At 61.9% G+C, this 23,595-nt stretch carries 18 protein-coding genes; 13 read left to right on the top strand and 5 right to left on the bottom strand.

Annotated elements, in window-relative coordinates; genetic code table 11:
• Position 1: 1 nt before the first annotated feature.
• Genes tssE through tssA form a run of 5 tightly spaced genes read right to left on the bottom strand, consistent with a single transcriptional unit; the run spans position 2 to position 4,480 of the window.
• Entirely contained in the window at positions 2–757 is a 756-nt protein-coding gene (gene tssE, locus ASD99_RS14370; protein WP_057144028.1) for a type VI secretion system baseplate subunit TssE, read from the bottom strand.
• A complete protein-coding gene (locus ASD99_RS14365; RefSeq protein ID WP_056581790.1) occupies positions 744–1,205 on the bottom strand; it encodes a type VI secretion system tube protein Hcp in 462 nt (153 codons plus the stop codon). The genes tssE and ASD99_RS14365 overlap by 14 nt, the downstream gene beginning before the upstream one ends.
• 47 nt (positions 1,206–1,252) lie before the next feature.
• Positions 1,253–2,758, bottom strand: coding sequence for a type VI secretion system contractile sheath large subunit (tssC, locus tag ASD99_RS14360; protein WP_027035515.1), 1,506 nt, complete (start codon positions 2,756–2,758; stop codon positions 1,253–1,255).
• A gap of 3 nt (positions 2,759–2,761) precedes the next feature.
• A complete protein-coding gene (gene tssB, locus ASD99_RS14355) occupies positions 2,762–3,301 on the bottom strand; it encodes a type VI secretion system contractile sheath small subunit (RefSeq protein ID WP_027035514.1) in 540 nt (179 codons plus the stop codon).
• A 6-nt stretch (positions 3,302–3,307) separates the two neighbouring features.
• On the bottom strand, positions 3,308–4,480 hold the full coding sequence (gene tssA / locus ASD99_RS14350) for a type VI secretion system protein TssA (protein ID WP_057144027.1): 1,173 nt from the start codon (positions 4,478–4,480) through the stop codon (positions 3,308–3,310).
• Between the two features lie 313 nt (positions 4,481–4,793).
• On the opposite strand from tssA, the gene tssH reads away from it, so the two are divergent.
• From tssH to ASD99_RS14285, 13 genes are all read left to right on the top strand, one after another.
• Entirely contained in the window at positions 4,794–7,589 is a 2,796-nt protein-coding gene (gene tssH / locus ASD99_RS14345) for a type VI secretion system ATPase TssH (protein ID WP_057144120.1), read from the top strand.
• A gap of 117 nt (positions 7,590–7,706) precedes the next feature.
• Positions 7,707–9,107, top strand: a complete 1,401-nt coding sequence (locus ASD99_RS14340) for a phospholipase D family protein (RefSeq protein WP_057144026.1) — start codon at positions 7,707–7,709, stop codon at positions 9,105–9,107.
• A gap of 512 nt (positions 9,108–9,619) precedes the next feature.
• Positions 9,620–11,155, top strand: coding sequence for an FGGY-family carbohydrate kinase (locus ASD99_RS14335; RefSeq protein WP_057144119.1), 1,536 nt, complete (start codon positions 9,620–9,622; stop codon positions 11,153–11,155).
• Positions 11,152–11,928 (top strand): DeoR/GlpR family DNA-binding transcription regulator, encoded by a 777-nt coding sequence (locus ASD99_RS14330; protein ID WP_056581786.1) that lies wholly within the window; start codon positions 11,152–11,154, stop codon positions 11,926–11,928. Before ASD99_RS14335 ends, ASD99_RS14330 begins: the two co-directional genes overlap by 4 nt.
• Positions 11,925–13,637 carry a glycerol-3-phosphate dehydrogenase/oxidase gene (locus ASD99_RS14325; protein ID WP_057144025.1) on the top strand — a complete coding sequence of 571 codons (1,713 nt, stop codon included), beginning with the start codon at positions 11,925–11,927 and terminating at the stop codon, positions 13,635–13,637. Before ASD99_RS14330 ends, ASD99_RS14325 begins: the two co-directional genes overlap by 4 nt.
• Positions 13,638–14,052: 415 nt before the next feature.
• Positions 14,053–15,063, top strand: a complete 1,011-nt coding sequence (locus tag ASD99_RS14320) for a sugar-binding transcriptional regulator (protein ID WP_056581784.1) — start codon at positions 14,053–14,055, stop codon at positions 15,061–15,063.
• 33 nt (positions 15,064–15,096) lie between these two features.
• Positions 15,097–15,753, top strand: coding sequence for a DUF2291 family protein (locus ASD99_RS14315; RefSeq protein WP_057144024.1), 657 nt, complete (start codon positions 15,097–15,099; stop codon positions 15,751–15,753).
• Positions 15,750–17,291 (top strand): sugar ABC transporter ATP-binding protein, encoded by a 1,542-nt coding sequence (locus ASD99_RS14310; RefSeq protein ID WP_056581782.1) that lies wholly within the window; start codon positions 15,750–15,752, stop codon positions 17,289–17,291. The genes ASD99_RS14315 and ASD99_RS14310 overlap by 4 nt, the downstream gene beginning before the upstream one ends.
• Before the next feature lie 26 nt (positions 17,292–17,317).
• A complete protein-coding gene (locus tag ASD99_RS14305; RefSeq protein ID WP_057144023.1) occupies positions 17,318–18,448 on the top strand; it encodes an ABC transporter permease in 1,131 nt (376 codons plus the stop codon).
• Positions 18,449–18,485: 37 nt separating this feature from the next.
• A complete protein-coding gene (locus tag ASD99_RS14300; RefSeq protein WP_082525202.1) occupies positions 18,486–19,427 on the top strand; it encodes a D-ribose ABC transporter substrate-binding protein in 942 nt (313 codons plus the stop codon).
• A 93-nt stretch (positions 19,428–19,520) separates the two neighbouring features.
• The gene (locus ASD99_RS14295) at positions 19,521–21,080 is read left to right on the top strand and encodes an FGGY-family carbohydrate kinase (protein ID WP_056581779.1); all 1,560 of its coding nucleotides are present in this window, start codon (positions 19,521–19,523) and stop codon (positions 21,078–21,080) included.
• Positions 21,077–22,594 (top strand): glycerol-3-phosphate dehydrogenase, encoded by a 1,518-nt coding sequence (locus tag ASD99_RS14290; protein ID WP_057144022.1) that lies wholly within the window; start codon positions 21,077–21,079, stop codon positions 22,592–22,594. The genes ASD99_RS14295 and ASD99_RS14290 overlap by 4 nt, the downstream gene beginning before the upstream one ends.
• Positions 22,594–23,532 carry a sugar phosphate isomerase/epimerase family protein gene (locus ASD99_RS14285; protein WP_057144021.1) on the top strand — a complete coding sequence of 313 codons (939 nt, stop codon included), beginning with the start codon at positions 22,594–22,596 and terminating at the stop codon, positions 23,530–23,532. Before ASD99_RS14290 ends, ASD99_RS14285 begins: the two co-directional genes overlap by 1 nt.
• Positions 23,533–23,595: the final 63 nt, after the last annotated feature.

The following is a 23,595-nucleotide window of genomic DNA, read 5'->3' as shown; positions in this document are numbered from 1 at the left end:
CTCAGGCCTCCCTAAATTCGGTCCGCGCCAAGCCGTTGTCGAGATTGATCGTGGTGCGCAGGCGCATGCGTTCCGGCGTCGGCGTCATGATCAGCACCGCGTCAATCTCGATCTTCAAACCCACGCTCTTGTCGCCAAGCGTCACCGTGACCTTCGTCGTATTTTCCTTGAGGCGGGGCTCGAACGTTGCAAGCACCGAGCGGATCTCGCGCGCCAGGGCTTCGCGATCAAAGTCGCGAGAGGAACGGCCGGAGAAGGAGGGTACGCCGTAGTTGATCACGCTTCGGCGCACCTCCGGAAAATCGGCGAGCGACGGCGGGTTGTCCGCTGACTGCTCGCTTTCGAGATCGGAGAGAAGCGGAACAGCCTCGAAACGCTCGGTGTTGAACAGAGCCTCGATGTCGCGCCGCACGGCCTCCCGGAGCACGCGGGCCGACACGACCACGCCGCGGCTTTCCATCTCTGCGCGGTGCTGGGTCTGAAAGGCCAGTCGGTGCAGACGCCGCTTCTGATCGGCCGTCAACTCCGCATCGGCATCGATGAGCCGCGCGCTGCCCGCAGCCAGACCCTCCAGCCGATCCACGCCGAGTTCGTCCTGCAAGGCCCGGCGTAGCCCGTCTATCTCGGAGGTCATGCCCGGCAGGTCGTTTACGAGGCGGTCCCAGAGAGAGGGCTGGACCGCTTCGCGTTTTGCTCGCGAACCAGCGGTAACCTGCAGCTTGTCCGCGTCGGGCCGCCGGCCCTCACTTGCCGACATAGACATCCATTTCGATTTCGTCATTGCCGTCATAGACGAACTTGATCTTCTTGTAGGCGAAGCTGACCTCTTCCTCGATCAGGTCTTCCTCATCCTCGGCCTGCGACATGTCGTATTCCATGATCGAGGCGTCGGTGAGGGTGACGACCAGGTAATCCTTGGTCTCGCCATCGATGGTCCGGCGTGCCGAGAACACCACTTCGTCCAGCGCCTTGTTCTCGAACAGTGCTTTCTTCAGATAGGGCGACGACTTGTCATAGTGCTTGGTGAACTTGATCATGCCCAAGGAAACGCGACCGCGGCGCGAGAGCGAATTCGGATCGTATGGCGCGACTATCTTGTAATCGACCCCGTGGACTTCGATTTCGTCCTCGTGGCCGTCTCGAGCGCTTGGGCCTTTGATATCCGGAACTTTCAGAAAACCATCAATCTTCGTACCTGTGGGCATTGTCTTTCTCCACCGCTTTCAAAAAACCAAGATCGTGTTGCTGTAAATCAAGTCTTCACGGACGGCAGTTCCGAGACCAGTCGGAGCGAGGCATTGATGCCCTCGAGCTGGTAGTGCGGGCGCAGATAGAAGCGGGCGTTGTAATAGCCCGGCCGCCCCTCGACGCTGTCCACCTGAACCTCGGCCGCGGCAAGTGGGCGCTTAGCGCGCGCCTTGTCGTCGGCAAAGGCCGGGTTGGCCAGCACGTATCGGTTGATCCATTCGGTCAGCCAGATCTGCATATCGGAGCGCTCCTTGAACGAGCCGACCTTGTCGCGCGCAATGGCCTTGAGGTAATGCGCAAAGCGCGAGACCGGGAAGAGATAAGGCAGGTTGGCGCTCAGCCGCTCATTGGACTGCGCGTCGGGGTCGACCAGCCGTCCCGCCCGCGTCTCGTCGTCCTGCAGTGAGTGTGCGCCGATGAAGGCCGCGAGATCGGTATTCTTTCGATGTAGGATCGGCATCAGACCAAGCTTGGCCAGTTCCGCTTCGCGTCGGTCGTCGATGGCGACTTCCGTCGGACATTTCATCGCGATCGACCCGTCATCGGTCGGGAAACTGTGCACCGGCAGGTTGAGGACCGTGCCGCCATTCTCGACGCCGCGGATCTGCGTGCCCCAGCCATAGAGCTTGTGACTGCGGTTTATGTTCACGCCCATCGGGAAGGCGGCGTTCATCCAGACATATTTGTTGTGATCGCCCTGCACCTCTTCCTCGAAGGTGAAACCCTTCACCGGAACGGTATCCGTGCCATATGGCAGCCGCGCCAGAACGCGCGGCATGGTCAGGCCGATGTAGCGAGCGTCCTCGCTCTCGCGCAGCGATTGCCACGAGGCATAGGCCGGGTTGGAGACGATCTGCTGCAAATCTTGCGGGTTCGGCAATTCCTGCCAGCTGTCCATGCGGAACAGGCGCGGCGAGGCGGCTGCGATAAACGGCGTGTGCGCCGAAGCACAGATGCCGGAGATGTTGCGCAGCAAACCAACGTCGCGCGGGTGGTTCGAGAATTCGTAGGCGCCAATCACGCAGCCAATCGGCTCGCCGCCAAGCATCGAATACTCGTCCGTATAGACTTTCTTGAAGATCGGGCTCTGGTCCCACATTTGGCCTTCATAGTCTTCGAGCGTGTCGGCCAGTTGCTCCTTGGAGATGTTCATCACCCGGATCTTCAGCTTCTGATCAGTCTCGGTGTTGTTGATGAGATACCAGAGGCCGCGCCATGTGCCTTCCATTTCGCGCACTTCGGGCGCGTGCAGGATCTCGTTGACCTGTGTCGTCAGCATCTTGTCGATGCCCGCGATCAGCGACTTGATCGACTTGATCGCATTGGACGAGATGGTGGTTGTATCGGAACGGGACTGTGCCGCGAGGGCGAGATTGCGCACGAGTTGCTGCAGTTTCTCGCTGTCGTCCTTCTTGACCTTGAAATCTTTCTCGAGGAGTCCGCTGAATTCTCCAAGGTCTATGGCTTCGGCCTCGGCGGCGACGGCGGCGGTCTTTTGCTGTTCGGCCATGATTTACTCCCCAACCTTGTCGTCGTCAGCCAGCGCCTGGCTGGCGATCTTGCCAAGAAGCGGTTCGTTGTTCAGAAGTTGCGCGATGCGTTTTTCGGCGTCGACGCGGCCATCCATGAAGCCAAGCAGTTCCTCGAGTTGGCGACGCATCTTGAGGATCTCGGCCAGTTGCGGAACTTGCTCTGCAATCTTGTCCGGGGCGAAATCGCCCATTCTGGAAAACGTAAGATCGAGCGCCAGTTCCTCGTCCCGCTCGGCGCCCTCAGCCTGCGGCAGCGTATTCTTCACGCGGGCCTTTACCCGCGGTCCGAGCGCCTCCATGAACTTGGGGAAGCGGTTCGCGTCTGTCTCGACAAAGGAGCGGTCCAGCACCGACTTTGACGCTTCCTTGGTCTGCGAAGCACCGGAAAGGTCGGCCATCACGCCCATGACGAACGGCAGTTCGATCGTCGTCGGACTACCGTAGGTCTCCACATCGTAGGCGATCTGCACCCGCGGCGCGCGATTTCGTTCGATGACCTTCGCTTTGCTTTCGGCTGGCATGTGTTGTTACCTTTCATCCTTCTGAGCCGTCTTCTTGACATCGGGAACGCCGGCAAGGAGCCGGAATTCCTTCAACCCCGACGGGGCGAGATCTTCCATCAGTTCAACGAAATCCATATGCACCATTCGGCGCACACGCCGCGCCAGGTGCGGGATCGGGCTCGACGGTTCGGTGCGGTCATAGAAGGCGACGACGAGGTCGAGGCATTTCACCACGTCGTCGCGCGAGGAAATCCGGTCGGGAAGCCCCGTGCTCGAGTCCGTATAACTTGCCGCACTTGCCATAGTATCGGCTCCATGACCGTTTCGAGCAGGCGTTGCCGGTTCTGCCGGCGTGGGCGACTTGGCCGCGCCATTCGCCACGGCGCCGGCTGCCGAATTCCGTTCGAGGGTCGTCAGCAAACGCTGCAGAAACCGTTTCAATTCCGGAACAGGAGCGGTGCCGCCCTCGAGACGGGCGTTGAGAGCGGTCTCGACCGCGTCAAGGGCCGCGATCGCTGCCCGGGCGTCAGCGACGAGCAAGACCATCTCTGCGTTGGCTTGATCCATCTGTGCCGCACATCCGGCACGCACCCGGTTCAACAATTGTCCGTGCGCACTGACCAGTGCGGCCTTTTCTGCCGCATTCAACCCCGAGGCGGCCTCCTGGAGCATGACACGGTCGTCGAGCGCACCCTTTTCCAGATCCTTGCCCTGAATCGGGCCGATTGCACGCGGCGCAAAGAACGTCATTTGCCGCAGGTTCGCCAACAACCCCTCCTGACCATTCTGGAGGTCGAGCAGCGCGTTGATGCGGCGCAAGGCGGCATCGCGTGGCGAAGCGTTGGGCCGCAGTGCCGGATGCATGGTTTCCCAATGCTGATCGAAGGTCTGCGCAATGAGGGTCAGCCCCTGCGCAAGCCCGGCCAGTCCTTCTTCATTGGCCAGCGCGCGCGTGACGACGACGAGCAGGCGCAGGTCCCGGCCATGCGCGCGCAATTCCTCCGCCTTGGCGAGCACCGCAGGCCAGTCGACCGGAATGGTGCTTTGCGAGGCGGGTTTGTTTTGGCCGTTGTGGACGACCTTGATCTCAGGTTCCGTCAGGCGCTCCAGCTCATGAAAAGCCGGGTCGTTGCGCAAATCCTCCCCTGACGGATTTTCACCGTCGAGCGGAGCAAGCCAGAGTGCGACATCAATCACACCAACCCCCAGCAATCGGCCCATAAACCGTATGTGACCCTACGGTATCACACGGTTGCACTTTACCACAATTCAAGCACTGCTCAAAAAATTAACGAAAGCTGACCAGGCCGCGTCTTGGGTGCCGAAACCCTCGGCTAGATTGCCGACCCAGTATGTGAAATGCATTACACGGAGGCGGGCAATTACGTGGTTGTTTGCAGCCGATGGTGCGGTACTTTCCACAAATGGAAGGGCGCTGTCCACCACGCGCTTTGTCAAGTGGCGGCTTATGTGGCAGGTTATCGACTGGCAGATTGCAGGAGCACGTTCGATGGAACAGCGCCGGTCATCGCAGACCTTCAAACGCAAGGAACTGGTCGGCAAGCTCAATCCTGTCGGTATGCGCGCCTTCAAGGCCGCAGCCGACACCGCCAAACTGCGCGGCAATCCTTACGTCGAGCTCGTCCACTTCATCGAGCAACTGGTGCTTTCCGACCGTTCGGATGTGCAAATGATAATCGCCGATGCGGGCGTGGATGCGAGCCGGCTCACGGCCGATATGACCCGCGCCGTCGACAAGCTGCCTTACGGCGCAACATCGATCGAGGAATTTTCCGACCATATCTTCCATGCCATCCAGGAAGCCTGGAACCTGGCAACGCTCGAGTTCGGCGTCGAGGAAGTCCGCAGCGCCCATATTCTCCTTGCCTGCCTGAAGACCCCGGTGCTGGAAGGCCTGCTATCGAAGATCAGCGGCGAGTTTGACAAGATCGACGCCGGCGCGGTCATCACGCGGTTCGCCGATGTGATGGAGGGCTCGCTCGAAGCCGGCGCAGGCATAGCGGTTGCCGCAGCCGAAACGCCGAAGCGGCCTCCGGGCGGGGATTCGGCGCTGGCGAAATACGCCACCGACCTGACCCAGCGCGCCCGCGACGGCAAGATCGATCCGGTCGTCGGCCGCGATCCGGAGATCAGGCAAATCGTCGATATCCTGATGCGACGCCGGCAAAACAACCCGATCCTGACCGGCGAGGCCGGCGTCGGCAAGACCGCGGTCGTTGAGGGCTTTGCCTTGCGCATTGCCGCGGACGACGTGCCGCCCACGCTGCAAGGCGTCAGTGTGCGCATGCTCGATGTCGGATTGATGCAGGCGGGTGCAAGCGTAAAGGGTGAGTTCGAAAAGCGGCTGAAGGCTGTCATCGATGAGGTGCAGTCTTCCGAAACACCGGTCATCCTGTTCATCGATGAGGCCCACACCTTGATCGGCGCAGGCGGTGCGGCTGGAACCGGCGACGCGGCCAATCTCTTGAAGCCGGCGCTGGCGCGCGGCGAACTGCGTACGATCGCGGCAACGACCTGGGCCGAATACAAGCAGCACATCGAGAAAGATCCGGCGCTGACCCGCCGCTTCCAGGTGGTCAAGATCGACGAGCCTTCGGAGGCGGTGGCCGTTCTCATGTTGCGCGGCGTGGCCGGCGTTCTGGAGCAGCACCATAAGGTGCAGATACTGGATGAGGCTATCGAGGCGGCGGTCGGCCTCTCGCATCGCTACATCCCGGCGCGGCAACTGCCTGACAAGGCGGTGAGCCTTCTCGACACCGCTTGCGCCCGTGTCGCCATATCACAGCACGCCACGCCGGCCGAGGTCGAGGATATCATGCGCCGCCGCCAGGCGCTGGAGGTCGAGCGCGGCATCATCGGTCGCGAGGCCGCGATCGGCATCGAGGTGAACGATCGGCAGGCACGGGTCGACACCGGGCTAGCCGAAACCGAAGTTGCGCTGGCCGCCGCGCAGCAGCGTTGGGACCGGGAAAAGGCACTCGTTGCCGAAATACTCGAACTGCGAGCCAGGCTGCGCGGCGAAGGTGTCCCGCTCGATGCGGTGGAGACGCCGGAGACCAATAGCGAAACGGCAGGCGCGGGCGCGGCTGAGACTCAGCCGCCCAAGAGCGAAACGCCCAAGACCAAACCGGCCAAGACCAAAACAGCCAAGGCCGATGTGGAGGCACAGGCGGCGACCGATGCCCCTCCACCCGATCCGGCCGCCGATCTCACCCGGCTGCGCGAACTGATGGCCGAACTGGCCGAGGCGCAAGGTGAGACGCCGCTGATCCTGCCGTCGGTCGACCGCAACGCCGTGGCGGCGGTGGTTCAGGATTGGACCGGCATCCCGACGGGGCGGATGCTGTCGAGCCAGACCGAAAAGGCTTTGCGGCTGGCCAGCACTCTGTCCGAACGCGTGGTCGGCCAGGATCACGCCATGGAAATGATCGCCAGGCGGGTGCAGACCAGCCGCGCCGGGCTCGGCGCGCCGGAAAAGCCGGTGGGCGTGTTCCTGCTCTGCGGCCCCTCGGGTGTCGGCAAGACCGAAACCGCATTGGCCTTGGCCGAGACGCTCTACGGCGGCGAGCAGAACCTGATCTCGATCAACATGTCCGAATTCCAGGAGGCGCATACGGTCTCTACCTTGAAAGGGGCGCCGCCTGGATATGTTGGCTACGGCAAGGGCGGCATCCTGACCGAGGCGGTCCGCCGCAAGCCTTATTCGGTGATCCTGCTCGACGAGGTCGAGAAGGCGCATCCGGACGTGCACGAAATCTTCTTCCAGGTCTTCGACAAGGGGATGATGGACGACAGCGAGGGCCGGCGCATCGATTTCAAGAACACGCTGATCCTGCTCACCTCGAATGTCGGCTCCGAAGTCATCATGGATCGGACCAGGAATGGCACGCTACGGGCAGGGCTCGACGATCTGGACACCGCGCTGCGCAGCCCGTTGCTGAAGGTCTTTCCAGCGGCCTTTCTCGGCCGGGTGGTGACCATTCCTTATTACCCGCTCTCGGATTCGATGATCGAAGCGATCACCCGCCACCAGTTCGCCAAGATCGCTCGCCGGCTGCGCGCGACCAACGACGCGGAATTGGTGATCGGCGATGGGGTCATGGACCTGGTCAAGGCCCGCTGCACCGAGATCGAATCCGGCGGACGGATGATCGATGCCATCCTGACCAACACGCTTCTGCCGGAATTGAGCCGTGGCGTGCTGAACCGGTCGCTCGAGGGCGAAAAGATGACGAAGGTGACGGTCGGCGCCTCCAAGGAGGGCTTTACCTACCACTTCGAGTAGCTTCAGGCGAATGTAGGGCCTCTAAAGGCTTCCTTGCAACCAGATCGCTCCTCGGAGGTTCTTGCTTTGATTCTAAGCAAGGGCGGCTTTCGATCGCCGCCAACAGGTAGCCAATTTATGGATGTCTCCATCGCCCAAGCAAAGGACGACAATATCAAGGCCGGCAAGAGCGGCTTGCTGCTCATCTCGGACAATTATGATGCCTTCGCCACGCGCGTTTTGGCGGCACGAAGCGCGGTTCGCACCCTAGACCTCATGTACTACCTCTGGCATGATGACCACACCGGGCGCCTGCTTCTGCAGGAAGTTTTCCGCGCCGCTCAGCGGGGTGTTCACGTGCGAATGCTCCTCGATGATGTGAACCCGCGGACGAACGATTCTGCGTATCTAGCGTTGAGCAGCCACCCAAATATCGATCTGAAGCTGTTCAATCCGAGCGGAGTCAGATCACGCGGCATCGCGCGCAGTATAGAAGTTCTCCTGCGGCTTTTTGCACTGACTCGCAGAATGCACAACAAGGCGTGGATCGCGGACGACAACCTCGCCATCGTCGGCGGGCGCAACGTTGGCGATGCCTACTTTGATGCTGCAGAAACCAATTTCCGCGACCTCGACGTGCTGATGCTAGGTCCCGCCGTGCAGCAAACCGCCCAAATATTCGAGGCCTTTTGGAATTGCGAAGACGCAAAATCAATTGCTGAGCTCGGCTCGGCCACGCAGATTGCGAATGCCAATCTATTTGAAGGAAGCGAAGCTGATACAGAGTCACCGCTCTTGAACGGAATTGGTGATCGAGGGTCCATCGCAGAGTTCATTGCGGCCAGCAACGACGTCCATTGGGTGGAACGCGTTCGGGTGATTTCTGACCCTCCAGAGAAGGTTCGTGGCTGGAGACGTCGCAGTTGGCTGATGAAGGAGTTGCTCCCCATCATTCAGTCGGCGCGTTTTTGCCTGGAAATCGTCTCCCCCTATTTCATCCCCGGCAAAAGAGGGTCCGCGACCCTGTCGGATCTTGTCGGCAACGGTGTGGACGTCGCGGTTTTGACCAATTCCCTAGCAGCCACGGATGTCGCCGCAGTGCATGGAGCTTATGCGAACTATCGCAAGCGATTGCTCAGGAACGGCGTCAAACTTTTCGAGCTTCAGCCCTTCAGCCGGCAACCGAAGATCTCGGTATTCGGGTCCAAGGGTGCCAGTCTGCACACCAAGGCTTTCAGCGTTGACGACAAGACGGGCTTCGTCGGCTCCTTCAATTTTGACCCGCGGTCTGTATCTTTGAACTCGGAAATGGGCGTGCTTTTCGAGGATGAGAAGATGGTCGCTGAACTGCGGCACCGCTTCCAGTCAGAGATATCACCGGAAGCGAGCTATAGGCTCGAGCTGAGAAACAATGTGCTACACTGGCATGGCTGCGACGAAGGCAGACTCCAGAACTATATCCACGAACCCGAAGCGGGAATTCTTCGCCGTATCATGGCGACTTTGGTTCGCTGCCTTCCGATCGAGTCTCAACTCTAGAGGAAGCGCCCCGCGCCTTCGTCAGCCACTTCCACACGCAACTAACCTTTGACAGGAAGCAGGGGGCTTCGGCGAAGCCGCCCTTGGTTTTCGGAACATTTCCGGCACCGGTCCGAAGGGCTGCCGGACTTTTGCTCCCCAGCATCGAGCTGGTTGGTCTGGCGTGGCGATGGCCAAGCGCCAAAACATCGCGGTGCCTTTCGGTTCTATGGTGTCCGCAGGCTGAATGAACGCCTTGAATGGGATATTTTAGTTGCGGAAAATATCAATAAAATTAGTTAGTTTGATATAGTGACATCTCTGACGGCAGGCAAATTTTTATCGATGCCAACATCATTGTCGCACATATTGACGTTAAATTAACAGCGCGATATGGTTCGTTTGATCCGCAAGGTACCCACTGCACTTGTATCACCGTTGCTCGTCGATCGTCGCTATGTCTGTCACCCTTGCCCCAGCCTGCAGGATTGCCTTGCAGTGCGCATCGCCAGTCGCTGAAAGAGGCGGTGACCATGCCCAGTCTGCTTGGAATCGATAACGGTCTCACGGTCACCAAGGCGGTGATCTTCGATGCCGATGGCACGCAGCTCTCCGTGGCGCGTCGGCGGGTGCCGCAGTCGATGCCCCATGCCCGCTGGGTGGAGCGCGACATGGCCGGCCTCTGGCAAGCGACCGCCGACGCAATCAAGGAGGCGATCGCCCTGTGTGGCCGCCCGGCAGACGACATCAGGGCGGTGGCCGCGACCGCGCATGGCGACGGTCTCTATCTGCTCGACAAGGGTCGCCGGCCGCTGGGTCCTGGGATCCTGTCGCTCGACAGCCGTGCCGGCGAGATCGTCGAACGATGGTCGGCGGACCGGGTCTTCGAAGACGCGTTGGCGCGCACCGGCCAGGCACCGCACGTCTCGGCGCCGTCGGCGCTGCTGGCCTGGATCAGGAAGAACCAACCCGACCGCTATGGCTGCATCGGGCATATACTGGCCTGCAAGGACTGGCTGCGCTTTTGCCTGTCGGGCACGATCGGCACCGACCGTACCGAGGCCAGCACCTCATTCACGGATTTCCGCACGCAGGACTACGCGCCGGAAGCGATGCGCATCTTCGGACTGGACGATCTCTTCGACGCGCTGCCGCCGATGGCGCATTCGGCTGAAATCGTCGGCCACGTCACCGCCGAGGCCGCCGAAATGACCGGCCTTGCCAAGGGAACACCGGTTGCGTGCGGACTGCATGACGTGACCGCCTCGGCGCTTGGCATGGGCGGCCATGAGGAGGGCGTGCTCGCCATCGTCGCCGGGACCTATTCCATCAACGAAGTCGTCTCTTCAAAACCGTGCGTCGACCCGCGCTGGTTCTGCCGCAACGCCATCGATGCAGGTAGCTGGAACAACATGGCGATCTCGCCCGCCTCGACCGCGAACTACGACTGGTTTCTCGACACGTTCTGCCGCTCGGAGCAGGAAAAGACATCGGTCGATGTTGGCTCCATTCACGACTTGCTGGCGGCGGAGATCGACGCGGCGCTGAAGAAGTCCTCAACCATCCTGTTTCACCCCTATCTGTTCGGCTCCCCCTTTGGCGATGTCGCCAGCGGCAGCTTTGTCGGCCTGCATGGCTGGCACAATCGCGGCGATATGCTCAAGGCGGTTCTGGAGGGCATTGCCTTCAACCATCGCACCCATGTCGAAGCCTTGCGCGAAGGCTTTGCTATCAGCGAGATCCGCCTGACCGGCGGCGGCTCGCGCAATCCGGCCTTCGTCCAGATGTTTGCCGATGTGCTGAACGCCCCGGTTATCGTCACCTCGACCGACGAGGCGGCGGCCTTTGGCGCTGCCCTTTGCGCGGGTGCCGCGGTCGGCATGTTCGCGACGCCGCAACAGGGCGCCAGGCAGGTCGGAATGACGGCGCGCCAATACGAGCCAGTGCCGGCCTCGAGTGCTGTGTTCAACGAGCGTTTTTCCCTCTATGGCCGCATAGCCGGTGCGCTCAAGCCGCATTGGCCGGAGATCGAGAAGCTGGCGCGGCCAGACACTGGGGGAACCGCATGATCAAGGCCGACGAACGACGCGAAGAGATCGCCGACTATGTGATCAAGCTCGGCCAGGTGCGCATCGACGATCTGGTCGAGCATTTCGGCGTATCGCGCATGACCATCCACCGACACATCGACCGGTTGGCGCAGCAGGGTGTGCTGCGCAAGCTGCACGGTGCGGTGACGGTTCAGCCTTCCGGCCTCTATGAAAGCGCCTTCCGCTACCGGGTGACGGTCAACCGGGCCGAGAAGGATGCGCTGGCGCGGGCAGCACTCGATTATGTCGAGGCTGGCCAGGTGGTGATGCTGGACGATTCCTCGACGGCAAACGCCGTCGCCACGCTGCTGCTCGACGTCAAGCCGCTGACCGTCATCACCAACTCCGTGGCGACGGCGTCACTGCTGACCAATGTCGACGAACTCGATTTCATCTGTCTCGGGGGCCAGTACCACAGCACCTACAGCGCCTATATCGGTATCGTCTGCGAGAACGCCGTGGCGCAGCTGCGCGCCAATGTGCTGATCTGTTCGGCTTCGGCCATCACCGGAACCACGGCCTTCATCCAGGACCCCAATGTCGTGCGGGTCAAGCAGGCGATGATGGCCGCATCGGTCAAGCGCATTCTGCTGGTCGACCATGCCAAGTTCGACAGGATCGCCCTGCATGTCTTCGACGATCTGACCAGCTTCGACGTCGTGCTGGCGACCGAAGGCTTGGGGGATGCGCGGGCGCAAGCCCTCGAACGGGCCGGCGTAAGGCTGCGCATCGTCAAGACGAAAGCGCCATGAGCCCAGTTGAAGGAACATTTACGGAAAACCCCGCCGGGCGTTTGGCCACCATGGCCGGGACCGGCGAGGTCGACGTCGTCATCTTTGGCGCCGGCATCAACGGAGCGGGGCTGTTTCGCGATCTGTGCGAGCAAGGCGTCAGCTGCCTGATCGTCGACAAGGCGGATTTCGGCTCAGGCACCAGTGCCGCGCCATCGCGGCTCATTCACGGTGGTTTGAAATATCTCGAAACCGGCGAGTTCGGGCTGGTGGCGCAGTCGACGCTCGAACGCAATCTGCTTTTGAAGAACGCGCCGCACTATGTCAGCCCGCTGCCGACCGTCATCCCGATCTTCTCCTGGAGCAAGGGCATGCTGGCGGCGCTGCGGACGCTGTTCGGCTCGACCAGCGCGCCGCGCAGCCGCGGCGCCATCCTGATCAAGGTCGGCCTGATGATCTATGATTTCTATGGCTCGCGAAACCAGGTCATGCCGCGCCACCGCATGGTCGGGCGGCGCCAGGCGCTCAGCGAGATGCCGGCGCTCAACCCCTCGATCGTCGCCACCGGCACCTATTACGACGCCAAGATAAGCCACCCCGAAAGGCTGGTGCTCGAACTGATCCTCGATGGGCTGGAGGCAAACGCGGCCTCGGCCAGCGCGAACTACACGGCGCTGGTGAAGTCCGCCAATGGCGTGCTGACCTTCCAGCCGGAAAACGGCGGGGCCTTTTCGGTGCGGCCGAAGCTGGTGGTCAATGCCGCTGGTCCCTGGATCGATGATGTCAACGATTTGCTTGGCGCGCCATCGAAGATGATCGGCGGCACCAAGGGCTCGCACATCCTGTTGAAAAACGACGAACTGGTCAAAAGCCTTGCCGGGCGCATGCTTTATTTCGAGGCCGATGACGGCCGTATCTGCCTTGTCTACGACTATCTCGGCCTGGCGCTGGTCGGCTCCACCGACATCAAGGCCGACAATCCCGACGAGGTGCGCTGCGAGCCTGACGAAGTCGAATACCTGCTCGACAGCGTCCGGACGCTGCTGCCGGGAATGGCGTTCGAGCGTGACCAGATCGTCTATGCCTATAGCGGCATCCGGCCGCTGCCGGCTTCGGATGCATCGCTGCCCGGGTTGATCAGCCGCGATCACTCGGCGCCGGTCGCCGAGCCGGACCGGAACAGACCTTTCGCGGTCATCTCGCTGGTCGGTGGCAAATGGACGACTTTTCGCGGCTTCGCCGAAGAAGTCGCCGACACCGTGCTCGGCCGTCTCCAGCGCAGCCGCAAGGTGACGACGCAGATGATGCCGATCGGTGGCGGCAGGAATTTCCCCGCCGATGCGGCAGCGCGAGCAGCCTGGCTGGCGCTGGCTTACTCGCAGACGGGTGCTGAGGAACGGCGTCTCGACGAGCTGCTGTCGCGATATGGCACCAGAGCCACGCAGATCGCCGGGCATGGGTCGGGCGATGAGGGTCGGCTGCCGGATTCGGCAAGCTACAGTTGGTCGGAAATTGACTACATCGTCCGCAACGAGTTCGTCGAACATCTGGCTGACATCGTCATGCGCCGCAGCACTCTGGCGATATCAGGTTCGCTGACAGGCCGGGATCTGCAGGAGATTGCGGCGATTGCCGGGCGGGCGCTGGGCTGGAGCGCCGAGCGCCTTGCAGAGGAAGTCGAGGCCGCAATTGTGGAGCTCGAGGGCCGGAACCTGATGCGGCTGGACTGATCACTCCGTCGCCGATGCTCTCCCCAAGGCAATTCGATCGGTTTGCCCATGGATTTCACGGCATCCACAAGTCACAGACAGATTGGGATTTTTCTTGTGGCCGATATTATCCATCAAAAACAAACATTTGATGCAAAGTAAGATGGTGATGATCTGTGCAATTCCGCTGGTGTCAGCAGGAGGTAACACAGATTGACGTTAAGTTAACACAACAGTATGATCGAGCAACATACCTACCTCCAAATAGGTCGATGTTGCCTGCCGAACGCCGGCAGGCCGGCATATCGGGGAGGGGCGAGGCCTGTGAATTCCCCGCAGGCGTATGCGCCAAATCCGGCGAGGGATTGACAGCGATGCAGAGATGTGAAAATTTTTGCACACAAAGATAATAATATCATCTCAGGGAGGAGATGGCTTGAAATCCGGCGGAACCGCTAACCGCGACCATGAATCCAGCCTCGCCACGCGCGCGGCCTGGCTTCACTATGCCGGGGGTCTCACACAGGCCCAGGTGGCCAAGCGGCTCGGCCTGACCAGCCTCAAGGCGCACCGGCTCATCACCAAGGCCAACCAGGACGGCCTGGTCAGGGTCTTTATCGATGGCGACGTCGCCGAGTGCGTGGAGCTGGAGCAGCGCCTGACCGCCGCATACGGGCTCGACTATTGCGAGGTGGTTCCGGATCTCGACCAGGAAGACCTGCCGCTGAAGGGACTGGGCATCGCCGGCGCGCAGTTCCTGAAGCGGGAGATCGATCGCGGCGAGGACATGCTGATCGGCGTCGGCCATGGCCGCACCCTTGCCGCAAGTGTCGAGTATCTGACGCGCACCGCCGCCGCCCATATCCGTTTCGTCTCGCTGCTTGGCGGTGTGACGCGCAAATTCGCGGCCAACCCGCATGACGTTATGCATCGGCTGGCCGAGCGGACCGGCGCACAGGCCTATGTGATGCCCGTGCCCTTCGTCGCCAACACTGCCGAGGACCGCGAGGTGCTGCTTGGCCAGCGCGGCATCAGCGATGTCTTCGACCTCGCAAGCCGGTCCGACCTGATGTTCGTGGGCATAGGGACCGCCGAGCGAGAAGCCTCGCTGGTCGCCACGGGCATGATCGAACATTCCGAAATCGATGAGGTCAAACGCGATGGCGGTGTCGGTGAGCTGCTCGCCCACTTCTTCGATGACAAGGGGCGCCCTGTGGAAACGGCGCTGTCGGAAAGAATTCTGGCGCTGCCGCGGGACCAGTTGAAAGGCCGCAGGATCGTCGCCGTCGCCGGCGGCAAGGTGAAAGTGCTCGCCATCAAGGCGGTGCTCGAAAGTCGTTATCTGAGCGGCCTGATCACTGATGAAAGCACCGCCCGTGCCCTTGTCGAACAAAACCAATCCAATGGTGCGAAGCGCCATGTGAACGGAGGATCGTCAAATGTGTGACAACGGCAGATCTGCCTCGCTGGCGGTTGCGTCATGAGCGCGAAGGCCGCCACCGCATCGACAAGGCCGGCATCGCCCGGCTTGCGCCGGGCATTTGCCGGCGCCGCGGTTGTCGTCCTGCTCGGCGCCATGGCGCTCGACACCAAGGTGGTCAGGATCGGCTCCGCCGGCGATGTCCGCAGTGCCGTGTTTTCCGCCGCTGACTACGGCAAGTCGGAATTTCCCAAGGTTCAGGCCGATGTCGAGGCGCGCGCCGTCGACGCGGTGACGGTGGCGACGGCGATCGCCAAGGACAGGGCAACGGCCGAGAAGGAATACGGCGTGCCTGCGGGCGTCGGACCGGTCATCTCGGTCAAGTTCACCGGCGTCGTCGGAGAAGGAAAATCGGGCATCTACAAGGTCGCCGTCGAGGGCGTGCCCGACACGCTGATGATCCGCGTCCAGACGGGGCCGGCGATCAACGGCACCGAGCTTCGTGACGCCACCGGCAAGATCACATTCGGCCAGTTCACCAACCAGATCGAATACCAGGACGCCGGTTCCGCGCTTAACAACGAGATGAAGAAGGAAGTCCTGGCAAAGCTCGATACGACCGCCTTGACCGGCAAGACCATATCGGTGGTCGGCGCGTTTAAGCTGGTCAACCCGAAGAGTTGGCTGGTCACTCCCGTGAGGCTGGATATCAAATGAAAGCGGCGTCCGGCACCGAGCCCGCGACTGGCGAAGCCGTGCTTTCGGCGCGCAACATCGTCATGTCGTATGGCGGCGTTCATGCACTCAAGGGCGTCAATTTCGACATCCATCGCGGCAAGGTCACAACGCTGTTCGGAGAGAATGGCGCCGGCAAGTCGACGCTGATGAAGATCTTGTCCGGCGTGGTCACGCCGACATCCGGCGACATCGTGCTCGACGGCAATCTCGTCAGTTTTTCATCATCCTCGGACGCGCGCGATCGCGGCATCTCGATCATCCACCAGGAACTCAGCCTGGCTCCGAATCTCAGCGTGCGCGACAACATCTTCATGGGCCGTGAACTGCGCACCAGGACCGGCCTCGACTTCGCCGAAGAATCGCGCCAGGCGCGCGCGCTGATGGCCGATCTCGAAGAGGACATCGACCCGATGACCCTGGTCGAGGATCTGCGCCTGGGCCAGCAGCAGATCGTGGAGATCGCCCGGGCGCTGTCGGTCGATTCGCGCATCCTCATCATGGACGAACCGACCTCGGCGCTTAGCGCAACAGAGGTTGAGGTGCTGTTCAAGGTGATCCGCGACCTGACCAGTCGCGGCGTCTCCATCGTCTATATTTCGCATCACCTCGAAGAAGCCCTGCAGATCACCGACTATGCGGTCGTCCTGCGCGACGGCGCGATAACGGCAACGGCCGAAGCCAAGGATATCGATCTCGAGTGGATCGTGCGCAACATGGTCGGCGAGAATTTCGATCTCGGCTCGCCACCGACCGGCCATGCGTTCGGCGGGGTCGCCTTGTCGATCGAGGATGTCAGCGTCGTCGACACCTCAGGCTCAGGCTATTCCGTCGTCGACCACCTGTCGCTGGACGTTCGGGCAGGCGAGATCGTCTGCATCTACGGGCTGATGGGCGCCGGGCGCACGGAATTGCTGGAAGCCATCGCCGGACGGGTGCCGATGGCGGGCGGGCGCGCGCTGCTGGAAGGAGAGGACGTCTCGGCCTTGAGCATAGCCCAGCGCATCGCCAGAGGGCTCGTGCTCGTCCCCGAGGACCGCCAACGCGACGGGTTGGTGCAGACGATGACCGTCGGCCGCAATCTGTCGCTCGCCAGCATCGAAGCGTTCGCCAGGGGGCTGTTTCTGTCCCGCTCCAGGGAGCGAGAGCTGGTCGAAGACTCGATCCGCAAGGTGACCGTCAAGACCGCTGGCGGCAACGCCATGATCGGATCGCTGTCGGGCGGCAATCAGCAGAAGGTGGTCATCGGCAAGATGCTGACGACCAATCCCAAGGTCATCCTCCTCGACGAGCCGAGTCGCGGCATCGATGTCGGCGCCAAGGCCGAGGTCTTCCGCTTGCTGAGCGAACGCGCCGCGCAGGGCCTGGCGGTCGTCTTCTCGACCTCGGAGGTCAACGAGTGCCTCAGCATTGCCCACCGCATCGTCGTCATGCGGCGCGGCAGGATTTCAGCCGAATTCGGCGCCAACGCCACCAAAGAGCAGATCATGGCCGCCTCCGGCGAAGCCGTGGTCGCCTGATCACCAGGAATTTCGGAGCCCAGACCATGACCGATGTCAGCCAGGCCAGAAAACAGTCCAGTCCAAGCGCGAGCGAAGGCTTCGATCTCGCCAAGTTGCTGCTCGAGGGCCGGGCCTTCTTTGCCCTGATCGTCATCATCGTCGTCTTCTCGATCCTGTCGCCCTACTACCTCTCGGTGGCGAATTTCCTGACCATGGCCTCGCATGTCGCCATCTTCGGAATTCTCGCGGTCGGCATGCTGCTCGTCATCCTCAATGGCGGCATCGACCTGTCGGTAGGGTCGACGCTGGGCTTGGCCGGCGTCGTCGCCGGCTTCCTGATGCAAGGCGTGACGCTGACCTGGCTGGGCATCGTTCTCTACCCGCCGGTCTGGGTGGTCGCGGTGATTGCCTGCATGCTGGGCGCTGCTGTCGGGCTGATCAACGGCGTGCTCATCGCGCGCTTCAAGGTTCCGGCCTTCGTGGCGACGCTCGGCGTCATGTACATGGCGCGCGGCCTGGCGTTGCTGATGACTAGCGGCCTGACCTACAACAATCTCGGCGGCAAGCCGGAGCTGGGAAACACCGGCTTCGATGCGCTTGGCTTCAACCGCCTGTTCGGCGTGCCGACCGGCGTCGTGGTTCTCGCGGTCATCGCGCTGATCGGCAGCATCGTCCTGAACCGCACCGCTTTCGGGCGCTGGCTCTACGCCTCGGGCGGCAATGAACGCGCGGCCGAGCTGTCCGGTGTTCCGGTCAAGACCGTGCAGATTTCCGTCTATGTGCTGTCAGGCATCTGCGCCGCCATTGCCGGCCTGATTCTATCCTCGCAGCTGACGTCGGCGGGGCCGACCGCCGGCACCACCTACGAATTGACGGCCATCGCGGCCGTCGTCATCGGCGGCGCGGCGCTGACCGGCGGGCGCGGCAACATCCGCGGAACCCTGCTCGGGGCCTTCGTCATCGGCTTCCTGTCCGATGGTCTGGTGATCATCGGCATCTCATCCTACTGGCAGACAGTGTTCACCGGCGCCGTCATTGTGCTCGCCGTGCTCCTCAATGCCGTTCAGTATCGCCGCCGTAGCAAGCTCTCGGCTTCGACGGGCGGCCAACCGACTTCTCAGAAACGGGGGAAGGCCGAAACGGCCAATCCTGCCCAAGGGAAGACTGCCAGGTGACTGGCAGCAACACCGCGTAATCATTGGAGGAATGTACATGAAAACAATGCTGAAAAGTCTGCTCGCCGCCGCGATGGTCGTCGGGTTCACGGCCGCCGCGTCGGCCGCGGGCCTGATTTCGATCATCGTCAACGATCCGGCCAATCCGTACTGGCTGACCGAGGGCAACGTCGCCAAGGCCGAAGCCGAGAAGCTTGGCTATACGGCCAATGTCGCCGCCCACAAGGGCGACACCAACACGGAAAGCAATTTGATCGACACCGCCATCACCAATAAGTCGGTGGCGATCATTCTCGATCCGGCCAACGCCGACGGCTCTGTCGGCGCGGTGAAGAAGGCGATTGCCGCCAACATCCCGGTTTTCCTCGTCAACGCCGAGATCAACCAGGAAGGCCTCGCCAAGGGTCAGCTCGTCTCCAACAACGCGCAAGGTGCCGCTCTCGGCGCCCAGCAGTGGGTGCAGGCAGTCGGTGAAAAGGGCAAATATGTCGAACTGCTCGGCGCCCCGTCGGACAACAACGCCGCCACGCGCTCGAACGGTTACGCGACCGTGCTGAGCCAGTATCCGGATCTCGAAAAGGTTGCTTCGCAGGTCGCCAACTGGGATCGCACCCAGGGCCACGACAAGATGCAGAGCATGCTGCAGGCCAATCCCGACATCATCGCCGTGATCAGCGGCAATGACGAAATGGCTCTCGGCGCGGTTGCGGCACTGAAGGAAGCAGGCAAGCTGGCTGGCATCAAGGTCGGCGGCTTCGACGGCTCCCCGGACGCGGTTGCGGCGATCAAGTCCGGTGAACTGCAGTACACCGTGCTTCAGCCGGTCGCCATCTTCTCGGCCAAGGCCGTGCAGCAGGCGGACTCGTTTATCAAGACGGGCGCCACCGGTGCGGCGACCGAGAAGCAGCTGTTCGACTGCCTTCTCATCACCAAGGACAATGTCGACAAGTACACCGCACCCTTCGTGCTGTCGGAATGAAACCTGCACAGGGGGTGTCCTTGCGGACACTCCCTGCCTCTTCTACGAGATTGCCCTAGTGAACTGCCTTCGTAACCAACCGGAATTTGCGGCATGAAAGACCTGCTGATCGGCATCGACGCGGGAACGTCGGTGATCAAATCGGTCGCTTTCGATCTGTCCGGGCAGCAGCTCGCCATGACGTCGGTGCCCAACAGCTTCGTCACGCTGGAAGGCGGCGGCGCCGAGCAGGACCTCGATCAGACCTGGCACGACATGGCGCGGACCGTTCGCGATCTCGCGGCCAAGGTCCCCGACCTCGCACAACGAACCGCGGCGATTGCCATCACCGGGCAGGGCGACGGAACCTGGCTGATCGATGGCGACGGCTTGCCTGTCTCGCGCGCCTGGCTGTGGCTCGACGCCCGCGCCGGACACCTGGTGGACGAGATGCGCGCCGATCCCCGGGATCGCAGGCGATTCGAGCTGACCGGCACGGGGCTTAATTCCTGCCAGCAGGGTGCCCAGCTTGCCTTCATGAAAAAGAACAATCCGGACATGCTGGAGCGGGCGGCGACCGCACTGCATTGCAAGGATTGGCTCTACTTCAAGATGACGGGCGAACGCGCCACGGATCCGTCCGAAGGAACCTTCACCTTCGGTGATTTTCGGTCGCGCAGCTATTCCGACGAGGTCCTCGACAGTCTGGATCTGACGACGCACCGCCGCCTGCTGCCGCCCATGCTCGAAGGCACCACCGACCAGCATCCGCTGTCGCGATCGGCGGCAGCAGAGACCGGCCTGCTCGAAGGCACGCCGGTGGTGCTGGGTTACGTGGATATGGTCATGACGGCTCTCGGAGCCGGCCTCTATGATCCCTCAGGCAATGTCGGCTGCACGGTCATCGGCTCGACCGGCATACACACACGCTTTGCCGCCACTCCCGACGATGTCGTGCTGAACGGCGATGGCTCCGGCTACACGATCGCCATGCCTGTTCCGGGTGGCTATGCGCAACTGCAGTCCAACATGGCGGCGACGCTCAACATCGACTGGCTGCTTGGTCTGGCGCGCGACGTGCTCGCCACGGGTGGCGGCAAACCTTCTCATGACGAGTTGCTGAAGGCACTTGATGTCTGGGTGGAGGCGTCGGAGCCGGGATCGCTGATTTACCAGCCTTATATATCGATGGCCGGCGAAAGAGGGCCGTTCGTCGATCCTGATGCACGCGCGGGCTTTATCGGCCTTTCGGTCAAGCACGGCTTTGGCGATCTGGCGCGTGCCGTGCTCGAAGGGTTGGCCTTCGCCGCACGCGATTGCTACCAGGCGATGGGCACCGTGCCGAGCGAGATCCGGCTGTCGGGCGGCGCCGCGCGCAGCCCGTCTCTACGCCGCATCATCGCGGCGGCGACCCGGGCGCAGGTGCGCACCAGCAGCCGCCAGGAAGCCGGCGCTGCGGGCGCCGCGATGATGGCCGCGGTCGGGCTCGGCGTCTATGGCTCCATGGAGGACTGCGCGGCCGAGTGGGTGACGCCGCTTCTCGGCGACTGCGATGCCTATGACGAGGCGCTGTCGCAAACCTACGATGCGCTCTTCCCTTCCTTCGTCGCGGCGCACCGGGCGCTTCGGCCGGTGTGGAAGGGCATGGCGCACCGCACAGGAGCAAGATCTTGAGCAATACAACAGATGTCGTCGATCTCTTCGTGATCGGCGGCGGCGTCAATGGGGCCGGCATAGCGCGTGATGCGGCAGGTCGCGGGCTGTCCGTCATCCTGTGCGAAAAGGACGATCTCGCGCAAGGCACCAGTTCGCGCTCCGGCAAGCTGGTGCATGGCGGCCTGCGCTACCTCGAATATTATGAATTCAGGCTGGTTCGCGAAGCATTGATCGAGCGCGAGGTGCTGCTCGAGGCGGCGCCGCACATCATCTGGCCGATGCGCTTCGTCCTTCCGCACAGCCCGCAAGACAGGCCGGCATGGCTGGTCCGGCTCGGACTGTTTCTCTACGACCACCTTGGCGGCCGCAAGCGGTTGCCGGGGACAAGAACGCTGAACCTGGCGACAGCGCCGGAGGGGGCGCCAATCAAGGATGAATTCAAGCGCGGTTTCGAATATTCCGATTGCTGGGTCGACGATGCGCGCCTGGTGCTGCTCAACGCTCTGGACGCCAAGCAGCGCGGCGCAAGGGTGCTCACGCGCACAGCCTGTGTCGCGGCGCGCCGCGAAGACGGATTATGGTCGATCGACATGCAAGACGGTCGCACGGGTGCGGTAACGAAAGTCCGCGCGCGTGCGCTGGTCAACGCAGCCGGCCCCTGGGTCAACGACATTGTCAGCCGCGTCGCCGGGCAGAATTCCACCCGCAATGTTCGTCTGGTGAAAGGCAGCCATATCGTCGTGCCCAAATTCTGGGAGGGGCGGCAGGCCTATCTCATTCAGAACAACGACAAGCGGGTGATTTTCGTCAACCCGTATGAGAACGATCTGGCGCTGATCGGCACCACCGACATTCCCTACGAAGGCAGGCCCGAGGAAGTGGCGGCCGAGGCAAGCGAAGTCGACTATCTGATCAAGGTGGTCAATCGCTATTTCAAGCGGCAGCTGACGCCACAGGACGTGGTCTACAGTTTCTCGGGCGTGCGTCCACTCTATGACGACAATGCCGACAATCCAAGCGCGGTGACGCGCGACTATATTTTCGAACTCGACGCCTCCAATGGCAACGCGCCGCTGCTTTCGGTGTTCGGTGGCAAGATCACCACCTTCCGCAAGCTGTCCGAACATGCGCTGGAAAAGATCCAACCGTTCTTTCCGACGATGAAGAAAGCCTGGACGGCCAAAATTCCCTTGCCGGGGGGCGACCTGCCCAATGCGGACTTCGAGCAGTTCCTGAGCGGCTTGCATGCCGAGTTTTCATGGCTCAGCCCGTCGCTGGTGAAGCACTACGCTCGAACCTATGGCACCCGTGCCAGACAATTGCTGTCCGGCGCGCATAGCGTGGCGGATCTCGGCCGCCGCTTCGGGCCCGATCTGTATGAACGGGAGGCTAGGTTCCTGGTTGAAACCGAATGGGCCGGCACATCAGCCGATATACTGGAACGCCGCACCAAACATGGCCTGCATATCAATGCAGCCGAGCGCGAGATTTTCGAAGACTGGTTCGGTAACATCATGGCGACGGCAGACTGATGGCCTTCACGCTTTCCCTCAACACCAATCCTCTGGTCAATCGCTTCGCCGATCCAGACGATTTGATCGACGCGATCGCCTATGGCATCGGCATCCGCGACGTGCAGCTGACGCATGAATTCGTCAATCCGGGTTGGCCGGCGGCGACGATTGCCAAATTCCTGCGCCGGTTCAACAGCGCCCTGGCGCGGACCGGCGTGCGGATCACCTCCGGCATGACCGGACCCTATGGCCGGCTCAACCATTTCGGCCACCCGGATGCCGATGTCCGGCGCTACTATGTCGACTGGTTCAAGACGTTTGCCGATATTTCCGCCGAACTTGGCGCGTCGGGCATGGGCACACAGTTCGCCATATTCACCTACAAGGACTTTGACGATCCGCAACGGCGGGCGGCGCTTCTCGACATCGCGCTCGAATGCTGGCGCGAAGTGGCCGAGCACGCAAGGGCGGCGGGCCTGTCCTATCTGTTCTGGGAGCCGATGTCGGTCGGCCGCGAGTTCGGCCACACGATCGAAAGCTGCATCACGCTGCAAGGCGCCATCGATGCGGCGAAGCTGCCCCTGCCGATGAAGATGATGGTGGATATCGATCATGGCGACGTGACCTCACCCGATCCCGCCGATACCGATCCCTATGCCTGGGCGAAAGCATTTCCATTGCAATCGCCGATCATCCACATCAAGCAGTCGTCCATGAACAAGGGCGGCCACTGGCCGTTTACGGCTGCTTACAACAAGGATGGCCGCATACTTCCGCAAAAGCTGCTGGATGCGGTTCGCCAGGGCGGCGGAACCGACAACGAAATTTGCCTTGAACTTTCCTTCAGGGAGAGGGAACCGGTGGATCATCAGGTAATCGAGATGATCCGCGAGTCGGTGGATTTCTGGGCGCCTCACATCGACAGCGGCCGCGACAGTCTCAAGCCTCGAGCTTGAGCGAATACGTCGCCCGAGAGCCGGCTTCGATGTCGGCCGCGAAAGTATCGAAGGAGAAAATGA

Origin of the sequence: Mesorhizobium sp. Root695, assembly GCF_001428185.1 — a bacterium.
Lineage (GTDB): Bacteria > Pseudomonadota > Alphaproteobacteria > Rhizobiales > Rhizobiaceae > Mesorhizobium.
Note: the sequence above shows the minus strand (reverse complement) of the source record. Positions and strands in the feature narration are given on the sequence as shown.

Coding starts and splice junctions, on each gene's coding strand:
- ASD99_RS14310 (WP_056581782.1), top strand. CDS start 15,750: ATGAAAGCGGCGTCCGGCACCGAGCCCGCGACTGGCGAAGCCGTGCTT.
- ASD99_RS14335 (WP_057144119.1), top strand. CDS start 9,620: ATGCCCAGTCTGCTTGGAATCGATAACGGTCTCACGGTCACCAAGGCG.
- ASD99_RS14315 (WP_057144024.1), top strand. CDS start 15,097: ATGAGCGCGAAGGCCGCCACCGCATCGACAAGGCCGGCATCGCCCGGC.
- ASD99_RS14330 (WP_056581786.1), top strand. CDS start 11,152: ATGATCAAGGCCGACGAACGACGCGAAGAGATCGCCGACTATGTGATC.
- ASD99_RS14285 (WP_057144021.1), top strand. CDS start 22,594: ATGGCCTTCACGCTTTCCCTCAACACCAATCCTCTGGTCAATCGCTTC.
- ASD99_RS14305 (WP_057144023.1), top strand. CDS start 17,318: ATGACCGATGTCAGCCAGGCCAGAAAACAGTCCAGTCCAAGCGCGAGC.
- tssC (WP_027035515.1), bottom strand. CDS start 2,758: ATGGCCGAACAGCAAAAGACCGCCGCCGTCGCCGCCGAGGCCGAAGCC.
- tssB (WP_027035514.1), bottom strand. CDS start 3,301: ATGCCAGCCGAAAGCAAAGCGAAGGTCATCGAACGAAATCGCGCGCCG.
- tssE (WP_057144028.1), bottom strand. CDS start 757: ATGTCGGCAAGTGAGGGCCGGCGGCCCGACGCGGACAAGCTGCAGGTT.
- tssH (WP_057144120.1), top strand. CDS start 4,794: ATGGAACAGCGCCGGTCATCGCAGACCTTCAAACGCAAGGAACTGGTC.
- ASD99_RS14325 (WP_057144025.1), top strand. CDS start 11,925: ATGAGCCCAGTTGAAGGAACATTTACGGAAAACCCCGCCGGGCGTTTG.
- ASD99_RS14365 (WP_056581790.1), bottom strand. CDS start 1,205: ATGCCCACAGGTACGAAGATTGATGGTTTTCTGAAAGTTCCGGATATC.
- ASD99_RS14295 (WP_056581779.1), top strand. CDS start 19,521: ATGAAAGACCTGCTGATCGGCATCGACGCGGGAACGTCGGTGATCAAA.
- ASD99_RS14300 (WP_082525202.1), top strand. CDS start 18,486: ATGAAAACAATGCTGAAAAGTCTGCTCGCCGCCGCGATGGTCGTCGGG.
- ASD99_RS14340 (WP_057144026.1), top strand. CDS start 7,707: ATGGATGTCTCCATCGCCCAAGCAAAGGACGACAATATCAAGGCCGGC.